This window comes from Salinibacterium sp. CAN_S4, from assembly GCF_015752305.1.
Lineage (GTDB): Bacteria > Actinomycetota > Actinomycetes > Actinomycetales > Microbacteriaceae > Rhodoglobus.
The window spans coordinates 30,591-55,169 of the sequence record NZ_JADOVB010000007.1 but is presented as its reverse complement, the minus strand read 5'-3'; the positions used below and the strand labels follow the sequence as shown (position 1 = coordinate 55,169).

Annotated in this window: 27 protein-coding genes; 14 read left to right on the top strand and 13 right to left on the bottom strand. The window is 66.1% G+C overall.

The annotated features are described in order from the left end of the window. Positions 1-25 precede the first annotated feature (25 nt). Complete coding sequence (locus tag IWX81_RS14605; RefSeq protein WP_199282069.1) at positions 26-1,123, bottom strand: ABC transporter ATP-binding protein; 1,098 nt, start codon at positions 1,121-1,123, stop codon at positions 26-28. A gap of 203 nt (positions 1,124-1,326) precedes the next feature. Between IWX81_RS14605 and IWX81_RS14600 the strand changes: the two genes are divergently transcribed. Further along, entirely contained in the window at positions 1,327-2,247 is a 921-nt protein-coding gene (locus tag IWX81_RS14600) for a DsbA family protein (RefSeq protein ID WP_334594389.1), read from the top strand. A gap of 147 nt (positions 2,248-2,394) precedes the next feature. Further along, the gene (gene msrA, locus IWX81_RS14595; RefSeq protein ID WP_199282067.1) at positions 2,395-2,901 is read left to right on the top strand and encodes a peptide-methionine (S)-S-oxide reductase MsrA; all 507 of its coding nucleotides are present in this window, start codon (positions 2,395-2,397) and stop codon (positions 2,899-2,901) included. 36 nt (positions 2,902-2,937) lie between these two features. Here the strand turns inward: msrA and nhaA are convergent, their stop codons facing one another. The 4 genes from nhaA to IWX81_RS14575 all read right to left on the bottom strand — a co-directional run bounded on the left by nhaA (position 2,938) and on the right by IWX81_RS14575 (position 7,846). Continuing rightward, a complete protein-coding gene (gene nhaA / locus IWX81_RS14590) occupies positions 2,938-4,230 on the bottom strand; it encodes a Na+/H+ antiporter NhaA (protein WP_199282066.1) in 1,293 nt (430 codons plus the stop codon). A gap of 116 nt (positions 4,231-4,346) precedes the next feature. Continuing rightward, positions 4,347-5,714, bottom strand: coding sequence for a TrkH family potassium uptake protein (locus IWX81_RS14585; protein ID WP_334594387.1), 1,368 nt, complete (start codon positions 5,712-5,714; stop codon positions 4,347-4,349). Positions 5,715-5,843: 129 nt separating this feature from the next. Next, entirely contained in the window at positions 5,844-7,166 is a 1,323-nt protein-coding gene (locus IWX81_RS14580) for a hypothetical protein (RefSeq protein WP_334594385.1), read from the bottom strand. After that, positions 7,163-7,846 (bottom strand): SAM-dependent methyltransferase, encoded by a 684-nt coding sequence (locus IWX81_RS14575; RefSeq protein ID WP_334594384.1) that lies wholly within the window; start codon positions 7,844-7,846, stop codon positions 7,163-7,165. Before IWX81_RS14575 ends, IWX81_RS14580 begins: the two co-directional genes overlap by 4 nt. Positions 7,847-7,971: 125 nt before the next feature. On the opposite strand from IWX81_RS14575, the gene IWX81_RS14570 reads away from it, so the two are divergent. The 4 genes from IWX81_RS14570 to IWX81_RS14555 are packed head-to-tail and all read left to right on the top strand — an operon-like array spanning position 7,972 to position 11,652. After that, positions 7,972-8,700, top strand: coding sequence for a response regulator transcription factor (locus IWX81_RS14570; RefSeq protein WP_199282104.1), 729 nt, complete (start codon positions 7,972-7,974; stop codon positions 8,698-8,700). Next, positions 8,697-9,851 carry a sensor histidine kinase gene (locus IWX81_RS14565; RefSeq protein WP_199282063.1) on the top strand — a complete coding sequence of 385 codons (1,155 nt, stop codon included), beginning with the start codon at positions 8,697-8,699 and terminating at the stop codon, positions 9,849-9,851. Before IWX81_RS14570 ends, IWX81_RS14565 begins: the two co-directional genes overlap by 4 nt. A 41-nt stretch (positions 9,852-9,892) precedes the next feature. Next, complete coding sequence (locus tag IWX81_RS14560; protein ID WP_334594383.1) at positions 9,893-11,170, top strand: molybdopterin-dependent oxidoreductase; 1,278 nt, start codon at positions 9,893-9,895, stop codon at positions 11,168-11,170. After that, a complete protein-coding gene (locus IWX81_RS14555; protein ID WP_199282062.1) occupies positions 11,167-11,652 on the top strand; it encodes a hypothetical protein in 486 nt (161 codons plus the stop codon). Before IWX81_RS14560 ends, IWX81_RS14555 begins: the two co-directional genes overlap by 4 nt. On the opposite strand, the gene IWX81_RS14550 is transcribed toward IWX81_RS14555, so the two are convergent. Together IWX81_RS14550 and IWX81_RS14545 are read right to left on the bottom strand one after the other, a co-directional pair. Beyond that, positions 11,578-12,438, bottom strand: coding sequence for a DUF4097 family beta strand repeat-containing protein (locus IWX81_RS14550; RefSeq protein ID WP_199282061.1), 861 nt, complete (start codon positions 12,436-12,438; stop codon positions 11,578-11,580). The two genes, IWX81_RS14555 and IWX81_RS14550, sit on opposite strands and share 75 nt — an antisense overlap. Positions 12,439-12,518: 80 nt before the next feature. Further along, positions 12,519-13,007, bottom strand: coding sequence for a histidine kinase (locus IWX81_RS14545; protein WP_199282060.1), 489 nt, complete (start codon positions 13,005-13,007; stop codon positions 12,519-12,521). Between the two features lie 149 nt (positions 13,008-13,156). On the opposite strand from IWX81_RS14545, the gene IWX81_RS14540 reads away from it, so the two are divergent. Next, a complete protein-coding gene (locus IWX81_RS14540) occupies positions 13,157-13,327 on the top strand; it encodes a hypothetical protein (RefSeq protein ID WP_334594382.1) in 171 nt (56 codons plus the stop codon). Further along, positions 13,324-14,292 carry a diacylglycerol/lipid kinase family protein gene (locus IWX81_RS14535; protein ID WP_199282059.1) on the top strand — a complete coding sequence of 323 codons (969 nt, stop codon included), beginning with the start codon at positions 13,324-13,326 and terminating at the stop codon, positions 14,290-14,292. Before IWX81_RS14540 ends, IWX81_RS14535 begins: the two co-directional genes overlap by 4 nt. A 17-nt stretch (positions 14,293-14,309) precedes the next feature. Here IWX81_RS14535 and IWX81_RS14530 read toward each other — a convergent pair whose 3' ends face one another. Then, the gene (locus IWX81_RS14530; protein WP_199282058.1) at positions 14,310-15,146 is read right to left on the bottom strand and encodes a universal stress protein; all 837 of its coding nucleotides are present in this window, start codon (positions 15,144-15,146) and stop codon (positions 14,310-14,312) included. 73 nt (positions 15,147-15,219) lie between these two features. Here IWX81_RS14530 and IWX81_RS14525 point away from each other — a divergent pair, with 73 nt between their 5' ends. Then, positions 15,220-15,744: a hypothetical protein gene (locus IWX81_RS14525; protein WP_334594381.1), complete on the top strand. Its 525-nt coding sequence runs from the start codon at positions 15,220-15,222 to the stop codon at positions 15,742-15,744. Here IWX81_RS14525 and IWX81_RS14520 read toward each other — a convergent pair. The 4 genes from IWX81_RS14520 to IWX81_RS14505 form a co-directional block, all read right to left on the bottom strand. Next, positions 15,644-18,058, bottom strand: a complete 2,415-nt coding sequence (locus IWX81_RS14520; protein ID WP_199282056.1) for an HAD-IC family P-type ATPase — start codon at positions 18,056-18,058, stop codon at positions 15,644-15,646. The genes IWX81_RS14525 and IWX81_RS14520 overlap by 101 nt on opposite strands. Next, complete coding sequence (locus IWX81_RS14515) at positions 18,055-18,795, bottom strand: putative ABC transporter permease (RefSeq protein WP_199282055.1); 741 nt, start codon at positions 18,793-18,795, stop codon at positions 18,055-18,057. The genes IWX81_RS14520 and IWX81_RS14515 overlap by 4 nt, the downstream gene beginning before the upstream one ends. 100 nt (positions 18,796-18,895) lie before the next feature. Beyond that, complete coding sequence (locus IWX81_RS14510) at positions 18,896-19,633, bottom strand: hypothetical protein (RefSeq protein WP_199282054.1); 738 nt, start codon at positions 19,631-19,633, stop codon at positions 18,896-18,898. 36 nt (positions 19,634-19,669) lie between these two features. After that, positions 19,670-20,089 carry a hypothetical protein gene (locus IWX81_RS14505; RefSeq protein WP_199282053.1) on the bottom strand — a complete coding sequence of 140 codons (420 nt, stop codon included), beginning with the start codon at positions 20,087-20,089 and terminating at the stop codon, positions 19,670-19,672. A 154-nt stretch (positions 20,090-20,243) separates the two neighbouring features. Between IWX81_RS14505 and IWX81_RS14500 the strand changes: the two genes are divergently transcribed. Genes IWX81_RS14500 through IWX81_RS14480 form a run of 5 tightly spaced genes read left to right on the top strand, consistent with a single transcriptional unit; the run spans position 20,244 to position 23,539 of the window. Then, positions 20,244-20,906, top strand: coding sequence for a DUF2306 domain-containing protein (locus tag IWX81_RS14500; protein ID WP_334594378.1), 663 nt, complete (start codon positions 20,244-20,246; stop codon positions 20,904-20,906). Further along, positions 20,903-22,042, top strand: coding sequence for a sensor histidine kinase (locus IWX81_RS14495; RefSeq protein ID WP_199282051.1), 1,140 nt, complete (start codon positions 20,903-20,905; stop codon positions 22,040-22,042). The genes IWX81_RS14500 and IWX81_RS14495 overlap by 4 nt, the downstream gene beginning before the upstream one ends. Continuing rightward, a complete protein-coding gene (locus IWX81_RS14490) occupies positions 22,039-22,695 on the top strand; it encodes a response regulator (RefSeq protein ID WP_199282050.1) in 657 nt (218 codons plus the stop codon). The genes IWX81_RS14495 and IWX81_RS14490 overlap by 4 nt, the downstream gene beginning before the upstream one ends. Then, entirely contained in the window at positions 22,692-23,150 is a 459-nt protein-coding gene (locus IWX81_RS14485) for a nitroreductase/quinone reductase family protein (RefSeq protein WP_199282049.1), read from the top strand. The genes IWX81_RS14490 and IWX81_RS14485 overlap by 4 nt, the downstream gene beginning before the upstream one ends. A gap of 50 nt (positions 23,151-23,200) precedes the next feature. After that, positions 23,201-23,539, top strand: coding sequence for a YciI family protein (locus IWX81_RS14480; RefSeq protein ID WP_199282048.1), 339 nt, complete (start codon positions 23,201-23,203; stop codon positions 23,537-23,539). Positions 23,540-23,566: 27 nt separating this feature from the next. Here the strand turns inward: IWX81_RS14480 and IWX81_RS14475 are convergent, their stop codons facing one another. Then, positions 23,567-24,547 (bottom strand): Gfo/Idh/MocA family protein, encoded by a 981-nt coding sequence (locus IWX81_RS14475; RefSeq protein ID WP_199282047.1) that lies wholly within the window; start codon positions 24,545-24,547, stop codon positions 23,567-23,569. Positions 24,548-24,579: the final 32 nt, after the last annotated feature.

Here is a 24,579-nt window from a genome sequence, read left to right as displayed (position 1 = left end):
GACAGGCCCGATCATCATCGAATGTTTAGGCTACTGTGACGGCCTTGCTCAGGCGCAGGCCCGACTCGGTCTCGAATACGTGGATGTGGTTCGGCTCCGGCGTGATGAAGACCTTCTCGCCGGCGTTCGGGTGGTTGCGTCCATCGACGCGGGCGACGATGTCGACGCGCTTCCCGCTGATGTCGGTGTGGCCGTAGAGGTATCCATCGGCGCCGAGCTCTTCCACGAGGTCGACGTCGACAGCAAGGCCATCTCCGGTGTGGGAGACCTTGACGTCTTCGGGACGGATACCGATGGTGACCGTCTTGGCCTGCGTGCCACTGAAGGTCTCGCGGTCGACAGCGGCGATGGCCGATCCGAACTTGAGTCCGCCGTCGACGACGTCGGCGTCGAACAGGTTCATGGCCGGGCTGCCGATGAAGCCGGCAACGAACACGTTCTGCGGAGCCTCGTACAGGTCGCGGGGCGTTCCGACCTGCTGCAGCACGCCATCCTTCAGCACAGCGATGCGGTCACCCATGGTGAGCGCCTCGGTCTGGTCGTGGGTGACGTAGACGGTGGTGACACCGAGTCGACGCTGCAGGCTCGCGATCTGGGTGCGGGTCTGAACGCGCAGCTTTGCGTCGAGGTTCGACAGCGGCTCGTCCATGAGGAACACCTGGGGCTGGCGCACGATGGCGCGGCCCATGGCGACGCGCTGGCGCTGGCCACCCGAGAGTGCCTTCGGCTTGCGGCTGAGGTACGGCTCGAGGTCGAGAAGCTTGGCTGCCTCGAGAACGCGAGTGGCTCGCTCGTCCTTGTTGACGCCGGCGATCTTTAGGGCGAAGCCCATGTTCTCGGCGACGGTCATGTGCGGGTAGAGCGCGTAGTTCTGGAAGACCATCGCGATGTCGCGGTCTTTCGGCGGAACGTCGGTGACGTTGCGGTCACCGATGAGGATGTTGCCGTCGTTGACCTCTTCGAGGCCCGCGAGCATGCGGAGGCTGGTCGACTTTCCACAACCGGACGGTCCGACGAGGACGAGGAACTCGCCGTCGGCGACCGAGAGATCGAGGGCGTCTACTGCCGGCTTGGTCGAGCCGGGGTAGAGACGGGTTGCCTTGTCGAATGTGACTGATGCCATGACTATTAGTGCTCCTTCACCGGCAGGTACGTGCCGGACGATCCTTAGTGAATGGAAGTGGTGACAGTGCCACCACCCTTCATTATGGCACCCGAAACGGGGTCAAAGCGATCCCGTTTGGGCAATACACAGGCATCCCTCGTACAATTCGACAGGCGCGCCGCACCCGACGCGCCCGTACCGACCTGATGAATGAGGATCGATTGAGCAACGTCACACCCGGCGACGGGCGGCTCTCGAAGAACGAGAAACGCGAAGCCGCACGCGATAAGGCCCGAGTTCTTCGCGAAGACCAGAAGAAGAAGGATCGCCGCACGAAGTTCCTGCTGCAGGGCGGAATCATCTTCGCGTCACTCGCCATCGTCGCGGTCATCGCACTGGTCATCGTCAACTCCGTGCGCCCCGTCGGGCCTGGCCCACAGAACATGGCCAGCGACGGCATCCAGATCTCGCAGGGCTCCATCGCCACCGAGACCCCCGCGCTCGAGTCGGACGAAGAGCCGATTCCGAACACGAGGGACGAGGCAGCGGGTATCCTCGACATCCAGATGTATGTCGACTACCTCTGCCCGATCTGCGGTGACTTCGAGAAGACGAACGGCGAGTACATCTCGAGCCTGATGGAGAACGGCAAGACGACGGTCGAGATCCACCCGATCACAATCCTCGACCGCCTGTCACAGGGCACGAAGTATTCGACCCGGGCCGCCAACGCCACAGCCTGCGTCGCGAACTACTCGCCCAACCAGTTCTACGACTTCCACAACCTGCTCTTCGCGAACCAGCCGGCCGAGAACACCACAGGCCTCACGGACGACCAGCTGATCGAGTTTGCGGGCGAGGCGAACGTCGAGTCCGCCAGCGACGTCGCAGCCTGCATCACCGACCAGGAGTTCAAGTCGTGGGTGAACGCCTCGACCGCTCGAGCGCTCAACGGTCCGATTCCCAACTCGAACATCGACAATGTGCAGGGCACACCGACCGTGCTCGTGAATGGCCTCAAGTACGAGGGTTCGGTCACCGACCTGGCCTCGTTCCAGGCCTTCGTGCTGCAGGCGACGGGAGCTGACTTCAACGAGCAGTCCACCCCGACCCCGACGCCGACTCCGGTTCCCGCACCGTAGTCAGCACGTTCTCTGATCGCCTCCGAGGTGCACAGCGTGCACTTCGGGGGCGATTCCCAGTTGCACCGGGAACTATTTGCGCTCAGCTTCTGTTCTCACCCATAGGGCCGCAGTTGGCGACCCACTCAACACGAAGGAGGCCTGATCATGGCCACTACTGAGCGCGCCGTTCTTGCCGGTGGATGTTTTTGGGGGGCGCAGCAGCTGCTGCGTCGTCGACCCGGCGTCATCTCCACCCGCGTCGGCTACTCCGGGGGAGACACCCCCAACGCGACCTACCGCAACCATGGTGATCACGCGGAGGCCGTGGAGGTCGTGTTCGACCCGTCGCAGATCTCGTATCGCGACGTGCTGGAGTTCTTCTTCCAGATCCACGACCCTTCGACGAAAGACCGCCAGGGCAACGACGTAGGTCGTGCGTACCGTTCCGCGATCTTCTTCGAGAATGACGAGCAGCAGAAGGTCGCTCACGACACGATTGCCGACGTCGATGCCTCAGGGCTGTGGCCGGGCAGGGTCGTCACCGAGGTCGAGCCCGTCGGCGAGTTCTGGCTGGCAGAGGAAGACCACCAGGACTACCTCGAGAAGCGACCGAACGGCTACACGTGCCACTCGATCCGGCCGGGCTGGAAACTGCCCCACCGCGAGGAGTAACACAGCGGGAGCGGGTCGCTCTGGGGCGACCCGTCTCTACTTCTCCTGCAGCACCTTTTGCGGCAGCATGCGGGTGTAGTGCTTGTTCCTGATGTTCAGGATGACACCACCGATCACCGCGGCGATGAGGGATCCGGCGAGCACTCCCACCTTGACGTGGTCGTCGGATTCGCTACCAGCGCCGAACGATAGCTCACCGACCAGCAATGACACGGTGAAGCCGATTCCGGCGACGAAGGCCATGCCGATGATGTCGATCCATTTCAGGGTCGAATCTATGGCCAGGCCCGGCAGGCGGGTGACGAGGAACGTCGTCCCGGTGATGCCGATGGCTTTGCCCAGCACGAGGCCGGCGATGATTCCGATGGCGATCGGGTCGCCGAGCGCCTCACCGAGTCCCGTGAGTCCGCCGACGGCGACGCCGGCGGCGAAGAAGGCGAAGATCGGTACGGCGATGGCCGACGACACGGAGCTCCACTTATCGGCGAAGTGGGCGGCGAGCCCCTCGTAGACCGGTTCGCCCGCCGCATCCTTGCCGACCTCGACGCGTGCCCGGCGGGTGGCGATCACGGGCACGACGAATCCGAGCAGCACCCCGGCGACCGTCGCGTGGATGCCTGAGGCGTGCACGAGCCCCCAGGTGACGAGGCCGAGAGGCAGCAGGATCCAGATGCTGCGAACACCGCGCTGCACAGCCAGGGCGAAGAGCGCGAGAGGCACGATCGCCAACAGCAGGATGAACGGCTGCAGGTCGTCGGTGTAGAAGATCGCGATGATCGAGATTGCGAGCAGGTCATCGACGACGGCGAGAGTCAGCAGGAACGTGCGCAGGGCAGGGGGCAGGTTGCGACCGACGACCGCGATGACGGCGACCGCGAAGGCGATGTCGGTTGCCGCGGGAATGGCCCAACCGCTGAGCGCTTCTCCGCCGACACTCGACACCACAGCGACGTAGATCAGCGCCGGAACCGCGACTCCACCGATCGCTGCCGCAATCGGCAGGATCGCGGTTCGGGGGCTGCGCAGTTTGCCGGCGACGAACTCTTCCTTCAGCTCGAGCCCGACCACGAAGAAGAAAATCGCGAGCAGCCCGTCGGCCGCCCACGAGCCCACCGACAGGTTCAGGTGCAGCGCTTCGGGCCCGAAGGTGACGTCGCGAACCGATTCGTAGAACGCGGCAAAGGGGGAGTTGGCGAGGATGAGCGCCAGCACTGTGGCGCCGAGCAGCAGGGCGCCGCCGACGGTGTCCTGTTTGAGCGACTGGTTGATGCCGCGCCAGATGCTGTGCGGCTGCTGGTGGCGGAACGTGTCATCGGGTTCGTGTGACATGGGTGCACCTTTCAGGAGCGGTCGTCGAAAGAAGCGACTCCGCTGTCACTTCGCCGACCAGACTTCCCGGCACACCACTTTCAGTTTAGCTGAACTCCCTTGGGGAGATCGCCCGGTCAACCGATGATGGGTCGTTCTTCCGGAAGGTTGTAGAACAGGTTGCGCTGCTTGAGGGCAAGGGCCGCCGCGAGACCGATGGGCCCGATGCGCCCGGCGAGCATGATGAGGCTCAGCACGATTTTCCCGAATCCATCGAGCTCGGCCGACAAGCCCACCGACAGCCCGCAGGTGGCGAAAGCCGAAATGACTTCGAACAGCACCCGTTCGAGAGACAGGGCGGGGTTGGACGCGAGGATGAGGGTGGTCGCTACGAGGACGAGAGTGGCTCCGAGGAACACCACACTGATGGCGACGCGCAGGCTTTCGCTCGGGATCGAACGACCCGCGACCCTGACGTCCTTGTCACCGCGTGCCTCGGCGATGATCGCGAGGAAGAGCACTGCCACGGTGGTGACCTTGATGCCACCGGCCGTGGATGCCGAACCGCCGCCCACGAACATGAGGGCGTCTGTCAGCAGCAGTGTCACGGAGCTCGACGCGGAGGTATCGGTGAGGGCGAATCCACCCGAGCGCATCATGGTGGACGCGAAGACGGCGTGAATGATCTTGTCGAGTGGGTTTTCCCCACCGATCGTGCCGGGATTGTTCCACTCCGATGCACCCCATCCGATGGCACCCAGAACCAGAAGGGTCGTCGTCACCGAGAGCGTGAGTTTGGTGTGCAGGGTCCAGCGTCTGCGGTGCCAGCGCTGGATGATCAGGGTGAGGAAGACCGGGAAGCCGAAGCTGCCGACGAAGACTCCGAGCGCGATCGGCGCAATGATGAACAGGTTTCCGGCAAGAGGTTCGAGGCCACCGGTGTGCACCGAGAATCCGGCGTTATTGAAGGAGGAGACCGCGTAGAACAGCGCATTTCCTGCTCCCTCCCACCAGGTGTCCTCGACCAGCAGGAACGGCGGCAATAGCAGCACGAACAGTGCGCCTTCTATGGCCAGGGTGGTGAGCACCACGATCCTCAGTAGCGTTCCGACCTCACCCAGCTTCGATGTCCCGATGCTCTGCTGGGCGAACACCTTGCTCTGCACGCCGAGATGACGGGTGACCGCGCGGGCCAGCAGCAACGCGATGGTCACGATCCCCAGCCCACCGACCTGGATCCCCAGGAGAATGACGATCTGCCCGAACAGCGACCAGTGGGTCGCGGTGTCGAGCGTCGTGAGCCCGGTGACGGTGACCGCCGACACTCCTGTGAAGATCGCATCGATGAGCGGTGTGCCCCTGGGGTCATCCGTCGAGATGGGCAACGCGAGCAACCCGCTGAACAAAGCGGCGGCAATGACGAAAACGAGCGCGGAGGCGCGGGCGGGGGACGTGCGGGCGAGTTCCCTGAGCGGATGTCTCGGCCCGGTCCGCTCCGTAGGCACGTGCACTCCTCGCGTTGTACGGCTGAAGAATACGCGCCGCGCGTGAATTTCGACTCTAGAGCACGAGTTGGCGCACAGCGCCACTGTCGATCGAGATCGGTGGGCTTTCTGAGGCTGACAGCCCCACCGCTACCACCCGGTGAACAGCAGGTGCTGCACGATGAGGGCGAAGACGACCTGCGCGGCAAACCCCGGTCGCCGCCAGCGCTCGGGAAGCAGTGCCGTTCCGACGAGCAGCCACGGAACGAACGGGAGCCAGATCCTCTCCACCTCTGCTTTGCTCATGCCGGACAGGTCGGCGGCCAGGATCGTCAGGGTTGCCGCCAGCGCCAGGACCACGATCGGGCGTGACAGCACGCTCCGGATCGGGGCCGCGCCCCTGATGGCGACGGCGACGGCAGCGCCGACCAGCGGTCCGGCGCTGAAGGCGAGGGCGGCGAGGTTGCCCCAGATCCAGTACGTGATCGGGCGGCGGGTGGCGATGCCGTCCCAGTACCGCTCGACGAGCACGGGGTAGGCATCCCACCACACGAAACCGCCGGCCACGAAGGCGAGCACCACGGCCACCGCCGCGACGAAGGCCCAGGGAAGCGGCCTCCAGTTGCGGGCGATGGCGAGCACCGCCACCGAGAGGATCCCCAGCAGCGGAAGGCCGTACGACAGCATGACGCAATAGCCCAGCAGCAGCCCGGCGAGCGTGCCCCAGCCGGCCACGCCGCGCATTCGGGCAGAGGTCGCGGCGTACGCGAGAGCACACAGCCCCCACGCGGCGAAGGCGCCGAACATCGCGTCCCCGGAGACCGCCATCCAGATCGCTGCCGGGCCCATCACGAGGAACGGCGCCGCGAGGCGAGCACCTTTCTCGGCGCCGAGTCGGCGCAGCGTGAGCAGCACCGCGACCGGAGTGGTTGCCGCGACCACGATCACGACAAAGCCGGCCGCCAGACCGCTGCCGAGACCGAGTTGCACGAGCACGACGAAGAACAGCAACGCCCCCGGGGGATGGCCGGCAATGTGCACCGGCCAGTTGTCGACGGAGTCGAGGGGGATGTGCGCGATGTATTCGCGCAGCGTCGCGCCGAAATCCGTCACAGCGCGTGCCGTGTTCAGGTATTCGTACTGGGTGTCGAGGATCACGCCGATCCCGTCCAGGCCGTCCACCGTGGCCAGGCTCACCATCCAGGCGACGGCAAGCACGAAGCTGCCGAGCAGCAGCCAGCGCCACGGCAGCCTGGTCGCGGCATCCGTCGCGTAGCGGATGGCGACGATGGCGAGGATCACGGCGGCGATCGTGCCTGGCCCGACCCGTGGCATCCACTCGGCATGAAGTGGGGGGAACGACCTGACGTAGACGTTCTGGTCGAGTGCCCACGGAAGCAGCATCGCGAGGCCCATGAGGACGACGGCGATTCCCACGCCGATCCAGGGGGCGATGGAGACGCGGGATTTCACGACGCGCTCGCGTATTCGACGAAGGTGCGGTCGCCGTGCGTCCAGGTCTGGATGAACTCGAGGCCGGCGTCCGCGGCGTGCTCGTGGAGGGCCTGGATCCCGACCTCGGCCCAGGGGAAGGGGAGGCTCGAGCGACCGAGGTCGTCGATGACTGTCGCCTCGAACACGCGATTGCGGAAGGAGTCAGGGTGCGTCTCGACCAGTACGCGACCGTGGCCGTCGCCGAGCACGAGTTCGGCGCAGCGCTTGAGGAGTTCGACAGGATCGCCACCGATGCCGATGTTGCCGTCGATGAGCATGGCAGTGCCCCAGGTTCCCTCGCCCGGCAGGCCCTGGAAGATCGAGCGACGCAGCACGGGCAACCCCTGCTCCTGGGCGATGCGCACGGCCACCACAGAGGCATCGATTCCCAGCGCGACATGTCCGCTGAGAATCGCGGCACGCACGAGGCGGCCGGGGCCGCAGCCGAGGTCGATGACCGGCCCGCGCGCTCGCGACAGCGCCTGCGCGTCGTGCGCGTCGGCCGTCGCCAGGAACTTGGCCACGTCGATGGCGTCGCGTGAGCCGTCGGAGTCGACGAGGTACAGGGCCCTGTCGGGGTCGACGAGAGCACGGTCGTACGGCTCCCGGTCACCGCCCCCGAAAGCCCTGTCAGGCACGATGGTCGTCACAGTTGTCACCCCTCCGACCTTAGGCAATCCCACATGTGCGAGGCCCGGCAATCCCTTACAAATCGGAGACGAGTGGGGTATGCGGGCCGTTCGACCTATCGCCGGTGTGATCGTCGACATATTGTTGGGCCGTGATCTCCCCGACCTCCCTGGCGCGCCAGAACAGCGAACTCGCCGATCGACGCGTGCTCGTGGTCGAAGATGACCCGACGGTTCTCGAGGTCGCCACGACCTACCTCCAGTCGGCAGGGTTCATCGTGGATGTCGCGACAGACGGTTTCGACGGAATCGATGCGGCCGCTCGACTGTCGCCCGACCTCATCGTGCTCGACCGGATGCTGCCGGGCATCGACGGAGCGGAGGTGTGCCGCAGGATCAGGGCGTCGAGCTCGGTTCCGATCATCCTGCTCACCGCGCTCGGGTCGCCTGATGACCGCATCGTGGGGCTTGAGGCCGGAGCCGACGATTACCTGACCAAACCCTTCTCGCCCCGCGAGCTGGTGCTGAGGGTGCAGTCGATTCTGCGTCGCAGCATGAACGAATTCGCACCGGAGCTCGCGTTCGAGCTCGGGGAGTTCTCGCTCGATCCTTCCGCGCGCATCGTCACCAAGCACGGTGCCGAGCTCGCCCTGTCTGCGCGGGAGTTCGATCTGTTCTCCTTCCTGCTCAAGCATCCGAGGCAGGTCTTCAGTCGCGACCAGTTGCTGCGGTCGGTGTGGGGCTGGGAGTTCGGCGACCTGTCCACCGTGACCGTGACGGTTCGGCGCGTGCGCGAAAAGATCGAGCTCGACCCGACGACCCCGGTCATCCTCACCACGGTGTGGGGCGTCGGCTATCGACTGAACATCGAAGGAGCCTCGTGATTCCGCTCTCCGACCTGGGCATCATCGCCGCCATCTCCCTGCTCTGCGCCGCAGTCATCGGCGGCCTGGGCCTGCTCTGGCTGCGCCTGGCCCGACGGTCGTCGATCCTGCTGCAGTTGTGCGTCATCGTCGTCACGGCGATCCTCTCGGTGGCCGTCGGCATGGTCGTCGTCGCGCAGGCCATGTACGTCTCCACCCACGACCTGCTCGTGACGGTGTGGGTCGCGATGGTGTCCGCAATCGTGTCGCTCGGCATCGCCGTCATCCTGGGACGCACTTTTACCCGCAACAGCAACCGTCTGCGCCAGCTCGCCCAGGATCTGGGTGACGGCAAGCATGTCGAGCCGGATGCCTCGATCCGGGACACCTCGGAACTGGCCGTGCTGGCATCCGACCTCGCGCTCACGAGCCGCCGCCTCGCGCAGGCGCGGGAGGAGGTCGCGACCATCGATGCATCGCGCCGTGAGCTGGTCGCGTGGATCTCGCACGACCTCCGCACGCCCCTCGCGGGGCTTCGAGCGATGGCCGAGGCCCTCGAAGACGAGCTGGCTGACGATCCGCAACGATTCCACCGGCAGATGCGTTCCCAGGTCGATCACCTGTCGGCGATGGTGGACGACCTGTTCGAGCTGTCGAAGATCCACTCGGGCACGCTGACGCTGAGCATGCAGCCTGTCTCGCTCTACGATCTCGTCAGCGATTCCGTCGCCGAGCTCGGGGCGCTCGCGAGTTCCCGGTCGATCACCCTCACCGAGAGCGGTGGCGGCGACCACACCGTCGTGGGTGATCCGCGGGAGCTCGCACGCGTGATCGGGAACCTGCTCATCAACGCGATCCAGCATTCGCCCGCGGGCAGCGAGATCTCGGTGAGCACCGGCAGGGCCGACAACGGCGACGTGGTGCTGACGGTCGAGGACGCGGGCGGCGGAATCCCCGAGGCTGACCTGTCGAAGATCTTCCAGGCCGGATGGCGCGCTACGCCGTCCCGCACCCCCGAGCAGCAGTGGGGCCACTCGGCGGGCGCCGGGCTGGGGCTCGCGATCGTGCAGGGCATCGTCGAGGCGCACTCCGGCGGAATCACCGTGCGCAACGTTCCCGGCGGTTGCCGGTTCGACGTCAGCCTGCCGCTGCACAAACCGGTCGCGGCATGAGCCTCGGGCTGTCTCACGCCCGGTGGCGCGTGCAGCGGCTGATGCATCAACTCCGCCACTCGCTGGCGGCGCCGTCGCGCAATCCCCGCATGGCCGTCGTCATCGGACGGCTACTGGGCGCGGCATTCCTGCTGTGCTTCGCGACCGGTCTGTACAGCCATTTCCTGCAGGATCCGTTGCCGTGGATGGTGTTCCCCGTTCGACCGATCTGGCTCTACCAGGTCTCGCAGGGCATCCACATCACCGCAGGAATCGCCTGCTTCCCACTGATCTTCGCGAAGCTCTACACGGTGTTCCCCGAGTTGTTCCAGACACCTGCGGTGCGCTCGTTCGCGCACTTCCTGGAGCGGGCATCCATCGCGCTGTTCGTCGCGTCGTCCCTCGTGCAGATCACCATCGGCCTGCTCAATACCTACCAGTTCTATTCGCTCTTCCCGTTCTCGTTCCGGTCTACCCACTACGTGTTGTCGTTCGTGGTGATCGGTTCGCTCGCGATCCACATCGGTGTCAAGCTCACGACCATCACGAGGTACTGGCGCAAGCGCGACGCCTTTGCTCCGGACGGAACGCTGGTGGAGCACCGGGATGATCCCGACGCCGAGTTCGACGTTCCGGACGAGCTGAGGCGGCTCACGGGCCGGCCCCAGGCAGCCGGTGTGACCGGGCGGATCTTCGCGTGGATCGACAGGGACCCATCGTCGTCCCCGTCCGTCGCGGCGGCACGCAGCAGCCGTCGTGGGTTCCTCGCGGCGGTAGGGGTGGCCGGGGCCGCACTCGTCGTGTTCACCGCGGGCCAGTCGTTCCGGCTGTTCGATGCGACCAACCTGTTCGGCCCGCGAAAGAACGGAATCGGGCCGCAGGGTCTGCCCGTGAACCGCACGGCGAGGGCTGCCGATGTGCTCGATTCCGCGACATCCGCCGACTGGATGCTCACGATCGTCCACGGTTCGACCGAACGCAGCCTCGACTACGCCCAGCTTCGCGCCCTGCCGCAGTTCGACGCCGTGCTGCCCATCGCCTGCGTGGAGGGATGGAGCCAGTACGCGAACTGGCGTGGACCGCGGCTGAAAGACCTCATGGCGCTCGTCGACGCACCCGTCGATGCGGATGTGCGGGTCGTCAGCCTGCAGACGAACAGTCGCTACGGCGTCAGCCACATCCAGCCGGAATTCGTGAAAGACGACCTCACGCTCGTGGCCCTCGAGCTGAATGGTGAGGTGCTGGATATCGACCACGGCTATCCGGCGCGGATCATCGCGCCCGCGCGGCCGGGTGTGCTGCAGACGAAATGGCTCAGCCGGCTCGAGGTGCTCTCGTGACGGCGGTGAGACGCTGGCAGGTCGGCCTCATTTCGGGCGGCGCAGCGCTGCTCGCCGTCAGCGCCGTGCTGTTGTCGACCGAGGTGGCACCCGACAACTACCTCGGCATCGGGGTGTGGATGCTCGGTGCTCTTGTCATCCACGACGGCATCGCGGCGGTGGCGGTGTTCGCGGCGAGCGTGCTGTTGCGTCGGGCGCAGCCGCGCATCCCGCTAGCGGTCATCCTCGTCGTGCAGGGCGCTCTGGTCGTTGCGGCCATCGTGACCGCGATCGTGCTGCCGGCCATCGTGAAGAAGTCGATCGGCACAGCGAATGCGAGCATCCTGCCCCTCGACTACCTGGCGAACCTCGGGCTCTTCTACGCGGGACTCGCTGTCGTCACTGCCCTGGCGGTCGGGCTCTGTCTGCTACTGCGTCGCCGACTGGGACGCGCGCTCGATCGTGACGTCGCCGAACTGGGTGTGGGCGCGCACGGCGACTGACGATTCGGTTTCGCCGGGAGCGGCTCCATCGTCGAGCTGGTTGCGCACGTGCCCGGACTTCGACGAGAGGTCGAGCCAGGCCGGGACGCCCGGCCGGACGCCGATCGCGATCTGGCCGAACCCGGTCTCGACGTCGACCGCTCCGCTCGAGATCTCTCCGAGTCGGATGGTGCCATACGCGGATTTCGAGGCCGCTGAGCCGAGAACCTTCTCCACGTCCAGGTCGCCGTAGGAGAGCTTTGCCTCGAGGTCGCCACCGGAGGTGCCGACCGTGACGTTTCCGTGGGACGACTTGAACGTGGAATCCCCGGTGATCTCTCCGATCCTGATCTGGCCGTGGTCAGCGGTGATCTCGGCCGAACCGTCCGCTGCGGCCACCGTGGCGCTGCCGTGGGAGACGCGCACCCAGAGGTCACCGGTGCGGTCGAGTACGACGGCGCCGGTCGAGCTCTTGACGCGGGTCGCGCCGAGCTGCCCGCTGGAGCGCAGGTTACCGACCGCGATCTCGGCGGTCAGTCGCGAGCCGGTCGGGAGCTCGACCGTGACGTCGACGGATTCGGAGGGGCCGATGAATGTGAATCGTGGTCGGGGGCTGGTCACGGTGAGCCGACCGCCGTCGAAGGTGACGGCGGTCTCGTGGGCGGCCCGCACATCTACCGCGCGATCCCGATTCGTCGGGGAAACTGTCACGATCGTGTCGACGCGATCGCTCGCGATCACCTCGATCAGGCCGACCTGCACGGTGATCGAGAGGTCGATGGGGGCTGGGGTGTCGAATCTGGGCATGACGGTATATCCCTTTCAATGGGCGTGTCTGTAGCGCCTCGCAGGGGGTGCGAAGCTGATAGTCGTGGTGTAGTGGTGGGCTAGCGTGCCCAGCCGGCGAAGCTGTCGCCGGTGCGTGAGGTGCGTTGTGCTGATCGTCGTTGTTTGGGTTGCACCGCGGTGGCGATGGCCCGAACCAGCCAGGTGTTGACCGACAGGCCGTCCGCCGCAGCGGCATCGTCGACCCTGGCCTTGAGGGCGTCGGGCAGTCGAAGGGTGGTGCGTGAGGTGCTGGGCTCGTCGAGGTCGACGGATGCCTCGGCAGCAGAGTCTGCGTCGGCCTCCGGTGTGGCGTGCACGACGACGAACTCCACCTCCCGGCCCCGCAGGCGCAGGTCGACCGAGCCGGGCGCGAGTTCCCGGGTGATCTCCCCGGCGGCGGCGGAGAGTGCATCGAGCAGCACGAGTCGCGCCGTGGCATCCAGCCCTGATGCCAGTCGTTCCGCGATCGCCGTGACCTCGTCGTTGCCATTTTCTGCCGCGGCGACGAGCTGACTCTGGAGGTCGTTGACGTAGGTTCCCAATTCCATGTCACCAGTGTGACACCAGAGTGGTGTCATGTCAACACTGGATGGTGTCATGACGTAAACAGGAGCCCGCGAGCCCTCAGCGCAAGCCCTACTGGCACATTGGCGTTCTGCAATATGTTGTTGAGATGGCCGACCCGATGACTGACCCGATGACAGACGATGAGAAGCGGCACGACCAGCTGACCCGCGCACCCAAATCCACCGAAGACGACGCCGCCCCGCGCATCACGACCGACGTCCGCGACAACGGCAGGACGCGGATCGATGTGGCGGAGACCGCGGCAGTGCGTCCCGGAAATCCCGAAAGGCAGAACGGATGAGCAACCTGCAATCCACCCAGACCGCGGCGGTGGTCTACAACCCGATCAAGGTGGACCTCGATGCCCTCACAGCAGCGGTGGATGCCACTGCTTCAGCATCGGAATGGACGACCCTGTGGTTCCCCACGTCGGCCGACGACCCCGGGCAGGGCCCGACGCGCGAGGCCCTCGAGGCTGGGGCATCCATGATCATCGCAGCCGGCGGTGACGGCACTGTGCGCGCGGTGGCCGAGGTCATGCGCGGTTCTGACGCCACCCTGGCTTTGCTGCCGTCGGGAACCGGCAACCTGCTCGCCCGAAATCTCTCGCTGACGCTGGACGACACAGCCCACTCGCTCGAGACCGCGTTCGCGGGGGAGGACCGCAAGATCGACGCCGCGTCGATCGAGATCAGGCGGGCCGATGGTTCGGTCGACAAGCACGCCTTCCTCGTGATGGCCGGCACCGGGCTCGACGCGAAGATCATGTCGAACACCGACGACGACCTGAAGAAGAAGGTCGGCTGGCTCGCCTACGCGCAGGCGATGGTCAAGGTCATGCGCGACAAGACCCAGCTGCGCCTCGAGTACAAGCTCGACAGCGGTAGGAACCGTGCTGCAAGAGTGCAGGCGATCATCATCGGAAACTGCGGTTCCCTTCCGGCCAACATCATGCTGCTTCCGGATGCCGCGGTCGACGACGGCCTGCTCGATGTGATTGTGGTGAAGCCGGAATCGGTCAGGGGCTGGATCGCTGTGGCGGTGAAGATCCTCTGGGAGAACGGCGTCGTCAAGCGGCTGAAGATCGGCAAGGGCGTGCGTGAACTCAGCACGGACTCCGTCGACATGCGGCAGTGCCGGGTGCTGACGGTGCGGCTGAGCCGACCGGAGGAAGTGCAGCTGGACGGCGATCCGTTCGGTGAGATGACGGGATGCCGCGTGACCGTTGAGCCCGGAGCGCTCACCATCCGGGTGCCGGCGGAGTAGCTCGTCGCGCCCTCCCGCTAACGGACGACCGCCACCGTGGTCGGCATCGCCAGCAGCAGCTCTTCGCTGGTGGAGCCGAGCCAGGCGCGAGCGAACCCGTGCCGTCCGTGGCTGCCGACCACGAGCATCCTGGCCGACTCGGACGCACCGTACAGGGTGCTGGTCGCCTGCCCGAACACCACCTCGGAATGCACCTTCAGGTCAGGGTACGACTGCGCGATCCCGGCAACGGCTTCGGAGAGGATGCGCCGCTCCTCATCCTCGGGCTCGGCAGGCCACCCCTGCACCGTGTCGTCGGACCACGGCCGGGGCGCGCGCCACGAATGCACCACGATGAGCGGTTCACCGGTTCGATCGGCCTCCCTCGCGGCAAACGCCAGCGGGGCGACCGAGAACTCTGACCCGTCGACGCCGACCACGATCCCGGTGCCTGTAGGTGCCGAATGGGGCACGACCACGGTCGACACGTTCACCTGGGCTGCCACCCGCACCGCGACGGTGTTGAGCTGGCGCATTCCGTAGCCGTTGTGGCCACGAGCGCCGAGCACGATCAGTTCGGCCGCGGCCGCATGCTCGACGAGCAGTCGCGTGGGATGCCCGACCAGCACTGTTGCGCGCACCTCCGAACCACTGAGGGTGGAATAGTGGGCCGCAAGAGCCCGAAGTTCCCGCTCTGCAGCGAGCAACGCTTCTTCGGCAAACGAAGCGGGAGTGGCACGCCAGCTCATGTCGACGACGTGCACCAGCTCCACAGCCGCGTTCACGCTCGGGGCGTACGTCAACGCCCAGTCGATAGCAGGATGCTGGTGGGCCGGGCCGCTGACCGCGACCATCACGACGGGTTGGGTAGTCATGACCCCACTGTCCGCCAGAGGGGACGCGACCTACAGTGCCTAAAGTCCCGTGATGTGGCACGCTCTCGGCCGGATGATCTTGTTGCGCCGACTCATCGCCGCTAGCGTGGATCCCGTCCCGCGTGCCGCAGATCGGAAGGTGGATGACGTGTCCGAACGCCGACCGACATCCGTGCTGTTTGCGGTAGTTGTGCTGTACATCGCGGGCATTGTGCAGATCGTCCTGGGCATCGTGTCGATCCTGCTCCGCTACAGCGCCGAAGCCACGGCAGACGGACTGCAGCTGCCGATCACACTTCTCGGCGTTGCCGCGATCCTGTTCGGGCTGTTCGTGATCGCACTTGCGTCTGGGGTCGCCCGCGGGAGTCGCATGTCGTGCGTGGTGGCCACGGTCGTCATGGTCGTCGTGCTGGGGGTGGCCATCGCGGATCTGCTCGTGGCGCGTGACGGCGACTGGAGTGGCGTCGCCATCACCGGGGTCAGCGCTGCCGCCGTGGTCATCCCGTTGTGGTCGGGGGCGGGTCGGAGGTTTTCCCGTGGGAGCGGAGAGCAGCTTTCGCCAGGTCGAGGCGGGTCACCCTCCGGTGCACGAACCTGACGATCTCGATCAGCGCGATCGACGCGAGTGACGTCGCAATGACGAGCAGCGCCGTCGGCAGCGTGGGATCGACGAGCTGCAGGAAACCCCGCACGAACGGGATCGTGTAGACGAGCACCAGCCCGACCATCATCGCGCCGATGACGATCCCCTTGAACCTGGTCACGGGTCGCGCGAGCACCACGAGGATCCACAGCCCCACCATCGTCAGGATCAGGGTCGACCCTGTGCGGATCTCGGCTTCGGGTATGCGCATGTTCGCGGCAAGGCGGGCATATGCCGCGAGCCCGAGGGTGACCGCTACTCCGGCAGGCACCGCGAAGGTGAGGGAGCGGCGGAGGAAGCCGGGGATGTAGCGCTGGGCATTCGGTAACAGCGCCAGGAAGAACGCGGGGATGCCGATGGTCAGGCCGTCAGTGACCGAGAGCTGTCGGGGGAGGAACGGGAACGGCAGCAGCAGAATGCCGAAGGTGAGCGCGAGGAAGGTCGCATACGCGGTCTTCGTGAGGAAGAGCATCGAGACGCGCTCGATGTTCGCGATGACCTGGCGCCCCTCGGCCACCACGTTTGGCAGATGTGAGAAGCGACCGTCGAGAAGCACGAGTCGCGCGACGGCCTTCGTCGCCGCTGCTCCGGAGTTCATCGCGATCCCGATGTCGGCTTCCTTGATGGCGAGGGCGTCGTTGACTCCGTCGCCCGTCATCGCGACCGTGTGGCCGGCCGCTTTCAGCGCGACCACGATCCGCTTCTTCTGTTCGGGCGTCACCCTGCCGAACACCACGTTCTCGTCGAGCACCCTCAAGAGTTCGTCCTGGCTCTCGGGGAGATTGCGGGCGTCGAATCCGTGGGGCGCGTCGAGCCCGACGTCGCGAGCGATGGCGGCGACAGTCTGGGGGTTGTCGCCCGAGATGACGCGCACGGCAACGCCCTGCGCGGCAAAATAACCCAGCGTCTCTGCGGCATCCGGTCGGATGTTCTCGCGGAAGGTCAGCAGCGCGACGGGAACGGCGTCGGCAGGTACTGTCTCGTCCGTGGTCGGCGTGCCGAAGGCAAGCACGAGGGTGCGCCGGCCGGAACTGGCGAGTTCGGATGCCCGGGCCGCAAGATCCCGGGGATGGCTCGGGTCGTCCTGCCGGTCCGGGAACACCATCTCCGGACCGCCGAGGATCCACATTCCGTCGTCGAACGTCACGGCGCTCCACTTACGCGCCGACGAGAACGGCACCCTGTATACGGGCTCAGTGGCGACAGGGTCGGTGAATCGGGACGCGAGACTGCGAGCGGTCGCGTTCGCATCGGTTTGGATGCCGTACCAGGCCAGCACGCTCTCCCAGCCATCTCGTGCCGTCAGGGGGTACGCGTCGTCGAACACGATGTCGCCCTGGGTCAGCGTGCCCGTCTTGTCGAGGCAGATGATGTCTACGCGCGCGAGACCCTCGACGGCGGGCAGTTCCTGCACGAGCACCTGCTGCCTCGCGAGTTTCACGGCACCCACCGCGAAGGTGATGCTGGTCATGAGCACCAGCCCCAGCGGCACCATGGCGACGATCGCGGCGATGGTTGCTGTCACGGCATCCCGCCACGCACCGTCGGCCGATGCCTCCGTCCACCCGCCGTTGGCGATCATCTGCGCGTTCAGCACGAGCAGCGCGACAGGGCCGATGATCCATGCGACGAATGTCAGTACCCGGTTGATCGAGGTCCGCAGCTCTGATGCGACGAGTGAGAAGCGTTTCGCTTCAGCGGCCAGCGAGTTAGCGAAGGAGTCGGCTCCGACGCGATCCACTGTGGCATCGCCCTCCCCGCCGACGACGACGGATCCCGAGAGCACGCGATCGCCGGGGGATTTTTCTACGGGATCGGATTCCCCGGTAAGCATCGACTCGTCGAGCTGCAGACCGCGAGAGGTCGCGACTATCGCATCGGCCGCAACCTGGTCCCCGGCGCGCAGTCGGAGGAGGTCATCCATGACGACGGTTCCCACATCGATGGCCGATTCCGTACCATCCCGAACGACCGTGGCGTGCGGTGCGTTCAACAGGGCCAGCCTGTCCAGCGCGCGTTTCGCGCGGAACTCCTGCACGCTGCCGATGACGGCATTGGCGATGGCGCTGAATCCGAACAAGGCATCCTGCCACCGCCCGATGGCGAAGAGCACGATAAAGCAGACCAGAATGATCCCGTTGAACAGCGTGAGCACGTTCGCTCGCACGATGCTCCAGACGCTGCGACTGGTGCCCTGAACGAAAGCATTGGTGAGCCCGGCGGTAACGCGCTCCTCGACCTCGGCCGACGTCAGTCCGGTCGGCATCATCGGGGTCCGTGAGCGGCGGATGTGGCGTGGGCATCCGCCGTTTGTCGGTCGGAGCGGTCGCCCGCGGCGACCCGGAGGGCAGATGGCCGGCCCAGCCTGGGCAGCCAGACGATGAGCTTGCGGTGGTGACCGCTGAGCTCCTGATACTCAGCGATGAGGCTCATCCTCGGGAATGTATTCCCCAGGATCGCGTCAGGAACCAGCGTGTCGACCAGGCGGCCCGACCACGACTGGGGCAGCACCGCAATCTCTCCGTCCCGCTTCGCCCGCAGGTAGGTATTGCGTTCGGCGACGCGTCGGTAGGTCAGGAGGGTCAGGATGATCGAGCCGATGGTCGCGAGGAGAAGGATGCCCAGCACGGGGATGCCGATGGCGACCGGTATCTGGGCGAGAACGCGGACGTTCACCGTGTCGAGCACGTACAGCAGCACCAAGGACAGTACGCCCCACATGAGCGCGTACTTCAGGCAGATCCGGCCCTGGACGTTGAGGAACTCCTTGCTGTAGTCCCAGTACACGGCGTGGAATGCCTTTTCCATGACAAGTCTGGTTACGTACTCGAGTGCAGTTCCCACGACCATTCCCAGTGCGAACACGGCGAAGGGGTTGTCGAACACCGGTATGAGCACGAGGGAGATGATGACGCCACCCGTGCCGTAGAGCAGGTTGAACGGCACAAACAACAGGCCGAGGCGGGATTCGACGACGCCGCGGTATTCGATGGTCCCGTCGGTCACGAAGCCTCCTCCAGTGGGGGCCTTGTCACGGCAACCCCGTCGATGCGCTGATCATAGTCGGAGGCCCTTCTCGCCGGCGTGACCCTCGAATGTCGTCACGCTAGGGAGTCGTTTCCCGGTCCGGCGTGAGCATCGCCCCGGATCGCGTCGTACCGGGGCGAGCTCCGCGGGACGCCGTGAGGCCGATGCAGAACACCCACACCAGCCACGGGAAGATCGCCAGCAGGGCGTTGCCGACGCCGCCCACGGCGAAAAATGCGTTCGGCGAGGTTCCGTTGAAGCCGACGACCGCCCAGACGAGGTTCGACGCCGCGGTGGCCGCGGCGAGCACCCCGGTCCACCGGGGAAAGACACCTGTGGTGAAGGTCAGGAACGCCGCTGTTGCGGACACCAGGGCAAGCAGCACCGCACCGGTGGAGCCGAACATGATGGCGTGTCCCACAATGAGGGCGCGGGTTACCGAGGGGTCGGGCTCGAGCCCGAGCGCGTCGAGAGCGGCTCCGCCCTCCATCGAGTCACCGACGAGGGTGACCGCAACGAACACGATGCCCGCCCCGAACGTGATGTCGGCGATCCACTGCAGGTCGGGTCTCGCGTTTCTCACCAGTTGCCGGAAGCACGACAGGAACACGATGAGGAAGGCCATGAGGAACGTGTCGATGAAGATCACGAAGATGTCCTGGACGGCGGTGTCTTTCGTGTGTTGTACCAGAGCGAGGCCCGCATCCAGCTCTGGACGGGTTCCCGTGGACAGCTTGGTGAGGGCCTCGACCACGAGGCATCCGGCGACAGCGAACGCAGACACCCCCGCCCAGCGACGAACGTCAGGAGTCTTCACGGGTCAGTCCCGGCAACAGTTTCGACTCACCGCTCGCTACTTCCGGAAGAAGTCTCGGTTGGTGACGAGCAGCGCGCCGAGCCCGGCCACGTTGAGGAACACCGCGATCCAGCCCGCTGCCAGGGTGATGCCATCGCCGTTGGCCGAGAGGATGGTCAGGATCGACAGGATCAGGTGGATGGCGAGGGAGATGCTGATGAGGATGCGCGCCCCGTTGCTGCCTCGGGTCAGGGCTGACGACAGCGAAATGATGATCAGGTTGACGACGAAGGCAATCGACAGCGAAAGGAAGAAGACGGAGGGACCGCCGGGAGTCGTGATGGCCTCGGGATTGCCGGCGAGGCTCAGCAGCGCCTGGCCTATCCGGATCATGCCCATTACGCCGGTGATCCACACAAACAGCGAGATGACCACGACGCTGGTAGGTGCCCTCGAGCCGAAGATCGTCCCACTCACTGTGCCCTCTTCTCAGTAGGGATTTCAGAACAGCATGCTATCGATCCAGACCGCAGTTGGGTAGAGTGCGGCTGCGAATCCCCTCCCTTCGGCCGCGCGAAGTCCGTACTTTTGCCCGATGGTGGACGAGGAGCGCAACCGCGAGTCTGAATGCGTGACGACACAGCGCACCGCAACCTCGACCATCGGGCAACACCTCCGCACGCGGCGGCGTGACTGGCTCGTCCCCGCCGGTCTTGTTCTGCTCAGCATCGTGCCGGTCGTCGCTGGAGCGATGCGCCTGACCGAGCTGACGGCCGGCACCGAGATCACGGAAAGCAACGCGCGGTTCTTCGCATCGCCGGTTCCGGTGGTCGCCCACATCGTCAGCGCGACGGTGTTTTGCCTGCTCGGCGCCTTCCAGTTCGTGCCGAGGCTTCGCCGTGGTCGGCCGCGTTGGCACCAGGTGGCGGGCCGCATCGTGCTGCCCGCCGGGGTGACCGCGGGTCTCTCGGGAATATGGATGGCCGTCTTCTACACCCGACCCGAGCTGGACATGTTCGTGCGCCTGTTCTTCGGATCTCTCATGGTCGCGAGCCTCCTCCTCGCGCTCCGCGCGATCGTGCGGCGCGACATCGCTACCCACCGAGCGTGGATGATCCGCGGGTATGCGGTGGGCATCGCGGCAGGCACCCAGGTGTTCACGACGATTCCCTGGTCGCTGGCCAACGGTGGAGTCCTGCCAGACCCCACGACGGCGGTCGCGCTGCTCACCGCCGGATGGATCATCAACCTCGCCGTCGCCGAGTTCGTGATCCGACGACGATCACTATCATGAGCAGCATGATCGGGCCGCTGCGTTCGGTGTGGAATATGCCACCGGCAACTCCGGCCCCGCCCAGGAGAGTGTGGCGTGACTGGGCCCTCGTCGCGGTGCTGCCGGCGCTCATCATCATCGAAGGCCTGCTGAGGGCGGATATTCCGTATCGAGGTTCGGCCGTGGTGGTTACCGTTGCCGTCGTCGTGACCCTGTTGTGGAGACGCACCCACCCGCTGTCGATGTTCGCGATCGGATTCGGTGCCAGCGAGGGGTTCGCCATCGTGACCGGCACGGGCGTGCAGCTCTACTCCAGTGCGTACCTGCTGTTGCTCGTCTACGCGGTGTTCCGCTGGGGTTCAGGCCGCGCCCTGCTCATCGGTGGGGTCGTGATGGTGGCGGCAACTCTGACCGCCACTTTTCGCGAGCCGTTCGACCCGGCCAATCTGGTCGGCGGACTGCTCTTCCTGCTCGTCACGGCGACGCTGGGGTTGCTGCTGCGCTTTGGTGCCGGTTCGCGGGCGCGCGAGATCGATCGCGCCAAATCGCGCGAACGCGAGGAGCTGGCGCGTGACCTGCACGACACTGTCGCGCACCATGTGTCGGCGATCGCGATCCAGGCGCAGGCAGGGCTGGCGACCGTGGGGACGAATCCGGATGCGGCCACCGCAGCCCTGCGTGTCATCGAGGCCGAGGCCTCCCGCGCGCTCACCGAGATGCGTTCGATGGTGCGCGTGCTGCGTCGCGATGGGGCCGCTGAACTCGCTCCAGCGCCGTCCGTGGTCGACCTGCAGGAGCTGGCGGGCGACGATAGCGGCGTGCCGGTGATCGACGTGCAGCTCACCGGAGCGTTCGACGAGCTGCCCGCGCCCGTGGCATCCACTATTTTCCGCATCGTGCAGGAATCTGTCACCAACGCCCGGCGCCATGCCCGCGACGTGAGCCGCATCGACGTGCGTGTCGAGGTCGGCCCCACCACGGTGCATGTGGCCGTGCGTGATGACGGAACGCCGGGTCCGGTCGGGGCCCCGGGCTATGGCATCGCGGGCATGGTGGAGAGGGCGTCACTTCTCGGCGGCGTGTGCACTGCGGGGCGATCGCCAGCCGGAGGGTGGAACGTCACCGCCGAACTTCCGTGGAGAGGAGCCTCGGAATGACGATTCGGGTTCTCATCGCCGACGACCAGGAGCTCGTGCGCGCGGGGCTGCGCATGATCCTCAACGCACAGGACGACATCGAGGTGATCGGCGAGGCGGCCGACGGGCAGGAGGCCGTGGATCTCGCGCAGTCGCTTCGGCCAGACGTGTGTCTCTTCGACATCCGGATGCCTCGGCTCGACGGCATCGAGGCGACCCGGATCCTCGCCGGAGCCGGCGTCGCGAAGCCGCTCGCCGTGGTCGTGATCACGACGTTCGACCTGGACGAATACGTCTACGGCGCGCTGCGGGCTGGCGCGCGGGGATTCCTGCTGAAGGATGCAGGCGCAGCCCTCCTCGGTCAGGCGATCCGTGCCGCCGCCGCAGGAGACGCGCTCATCGCCCCGAACGTGACCGTGCGACTGCTGGAGTCGTTCGCGGCGCACTCAGAGTCAGACGCCGTACCGGCAGCACCGACCGAGCCGCTGACCGCGCGCGAAGAGGACGTGCTGGCCACCGTGGCGCGCGGCCTCAGCAACAGCGAGATCGCCGGCGAACTGCACATCACGCTCAGTACGGTCAAGACGCACCTCGCGAGCCTGATGACCAAACTCGGGGTGCGCAACCGTGTCGAGATCGCAATCTGGGCTCTCGCCCGCCGGAGGGAACGATGAACGAGAAGAAGCCGCCTTTTGTGCCTCCGCGCTGGTTCGTGCGTATCGCCTGGGCCGTGCATCGTGGAATCTTCCGGGTGACCCGTGGCCGTCGCGGGTTGTGGCTGCCGAAGCCGAATAAGTGGGGTGCACTGCGGCTGACCACTACCGGACGCCGCACGGGAGAGAAGCGCAGCGTCATCCTGGGTTACTACGACGACGGGGCGAACCTTGTCACCATGGCCATGAACGGGTGGGGTGAGGGCCACCCGGCCTGGTGGCTCAACCTGCTGGCAGATCCGGATGCGACAGTCGAGCTGGCCAACGGTCACCGCGCTGTGATCGCATCGGCGGCTGAGGGCGCGGAACGTGCTCGGCTGTGGGCGCGGTGGAAGGAAATGGGGGATGACGTGGACGGCTACGCCACGCTGCGCTCGACGGAGACCCCGGTCGTCGTGTTGAGTCCGCGGGGCTAGTTGCCGCGGCATCCTTGCCTACTGCCGGGCCTTCGGGCCACCATGAGGGGATGACGAAATACCTCATCTCTTTTCCCAGCGAAGCCATGGTGCTCACGGCCGAGGAGTTGCCGATCGTCGGCGCCGCAGCCAGCGCTGTCATCGAGGAGGCGAAAGCTGCGGGGGTGCTTGTCTTCGCGGGACGGATCGAGGAGCAGGTTGCTCCGGCTCTGGTCTTAGCCGATGGGTCGGTGAGTGCCGAGACCTATCCGGGCACCGACATCCGCGGCGGATTCACAGTGCTGGAGTTGCCGACTCGAGAGGCTGCAGTCGAGTGGGCGAGCAAGATCGCCGTCGCCTGCCGGTGCGCGCAGGAGTTGCGCGAGTTCGGGGACGACGCGGCGGGCTGACCTCAGCGTGTGAGGGATAGCGACAGTTCACGCGGTTCCGACGCGGCGTCCGGTCTCGTGCGACTCGATGACCGCCATCGCGAGCTCGAGGGCCCTGCGCCCGGCACGGGCCGGCACGGGCGGCGGGTCGCCGGCGCGTAGGGCGGTGAGCACGGCATCCACATGACGGTCGAAGGTGTACTCGAACGTGCGCGCCTCATCGTTGAAGTAGCCCGCGCGCCACACCCGAGCGACCTCGTCGCCGGCCGTCTCGAGGGTGAGCGAGCGCACGGTGTCGTGGATGACCGCGCGCCCGAGGGTGCCGTTGAGCTCGACGCGTTGGCTGTCCTCATAGGTGTAACTCGAGTCGTAGCTGCCGAGCATGGTGCCGACCGCGTCGTTGGCGAACTCGAGGGCGATCGCCATGGTCGACCACGCTCCATACGTCTTGTTGGTCATGGATGCCGCAACCGACGTGATCGGCCCGAACAGGTGCTCCAGCAGATCGAACCCGTGGCACTGGGTCTCGATGAGGTTGGCGTGCGGGGACTCCCCGAGGTTGGCCTCGCCGCCGAACCTCCAGGTCGCGAACACCGGTGCCCCGAGCTCACCCGCATCGAGCGCTGCTTTCGCGCGCACGACGGGTTCGGCGTAGCGGTGGTTGAAGTTGATCGCGAAGAAGGTGTCGTGCTTCTTGGCCTCGGCGAGCAAGCGGTCGGCCTCGGCGAGATCGAACACGAGTGGCTTCTCCACGAGCAACGGGATGCCCGTCTGCAGCAACGCGAGGGTGGGCTCGAAGTGTTGCTCGTTGGGCAGGCACACCGTGATGAGGTCGGGATCGGTGGCGAGCAGCGCATCGAGGTCGGTGAATCCTCGGGAGCCGTAGCGTTCGGCGCGGGCGCTCGTTCGGCCCTGGTCTCGCCCCAGCACGCCGACGAGCTCGGTATCCGCGCGGCGCGAGAAGATGCGCGTGTGCTGCTCGGCCCAGCCGCCGGTTCCGACGACTGCGACCCTGAGTGTGTCAACCATGACTGCCTCCACGGGTCAGCCTAGCCGCGCGC

Excerpts from the sequence above, each read along its gene's own strand:
- IWX81_RS14485 (WP_199282049.1), top strand. The coding sequence starts at position 22,692 with ATGAACGAGAAGAAGCCGCCTTTTGTGCCTCCGCGCTGGTTCGTGCGT.
- nhaA (WP_199282066.1), bottom strand. The coding sequence starts at position 4,230 with ATGTCACACGAACCCGATGACACGTTCCGCCACCAGCAGCCGCACAGC.
- IWX81_RS14490 (WP_199282050.1), top strand. The coding sequence starts at position 22,039 with ATGACGATTCGGGTTCTCATCGCCGACGACCAGGAGCTCGTGCGCGCG.
- IWX81_RS14525 (WP_334594381.1), top strand. The coding sequence starts at position 15,220 with ATGATCTTGTTGCGCCGACTCATCGCCGCTAGCGTGGATCCCGTCCCG.
- IWX81_RS14520 (WP_199282056.1), bottom strand. The coding sequence starts at position 18,058 with ATGATGCCGACCGGACTGACGTCGGCCGAGGTCGAGGAGCGCGTTACC.
- msrA (WP_199282067.1), top strand. The coding sequence starts at position 2,395 with ATGGCCACTACTGAGCGCGCCGTTCTTGCCGGTGGATGTTTTTGGGGG.
- IWX81_RS14545 (WP_199282060.1), bottom strand. The coding sequence starts at position 13,007 with ATGGAATTGGGAACCTACGTCAACGACCTCCAGAGTCAGCTCGTCGCC.
- IWX81_RS14530 (WP_199282058.1), bottom strand. The coding sequence starts at position 15,146 with ATGACTACCCAACCCGTCGTGATGGTCGCGGTCAGCGGCCCGGCCCAC.
- IWX81_RS14540 (WP_334594382.1), top strand. The coding sequence starts at position 13,157 with ATGACAGACGATGAGAAGCGGCACGACCAGCTGACCCGCGCACCCAAA.
- IWX81_RS14495 (WP_199282051.1), top strand. The coding sequence starts at position 20,903 with ATGAGCAGCATGATCGGGCCGCTGCGTTCGGTGTGGAATATGCCACCG.
- IWX81_RS14560 (WP_334594383.1), top strand. The coding sequence starts at position 9,893 with ATGCATCAACTCCGCCACTCGCTGGCGGCGCCGTCGCGCAATCCCCGC.
- IWX81_RS14475 (WP_199282047.1), bottom strand. The coding sequence starts at position 24,547 with ATGGTTGACACACTCAGGGTCGCAGTCGTCGGAACCGGCGGCTGGGCC.
- IWX81_RS14550 (WP_199282061.1), bottom strand. The coding sequence starts at position 12,438 with ATGCCCAGATTCGACACCCCAGCCCCCATCGACCTCTCGATCACCGTG.
- IWX81_RS14605 (WP_199282069.1), bottom strand. The coding sequence starts at position 1,123 with ATGGCATCAGTCACATTCGACAAGGCAACCCGTCTCTACCCCGGCTCG.
- IWX81_RS14535 (WP_199282059.1), top strand. The coding sequence starts at position 13,324 with ATGAGCAACCTGCAATCCACCCAGACCGCGGCGGTGGTCTACAACCCG.
- IWX81_RS14480 (WP_199282048.1), top strand. The coding sequence starts at position 23,201 with ATGACGAAATACCTCATCTCTTTTCCCAGCGAAGCCATGGTGCTCACG.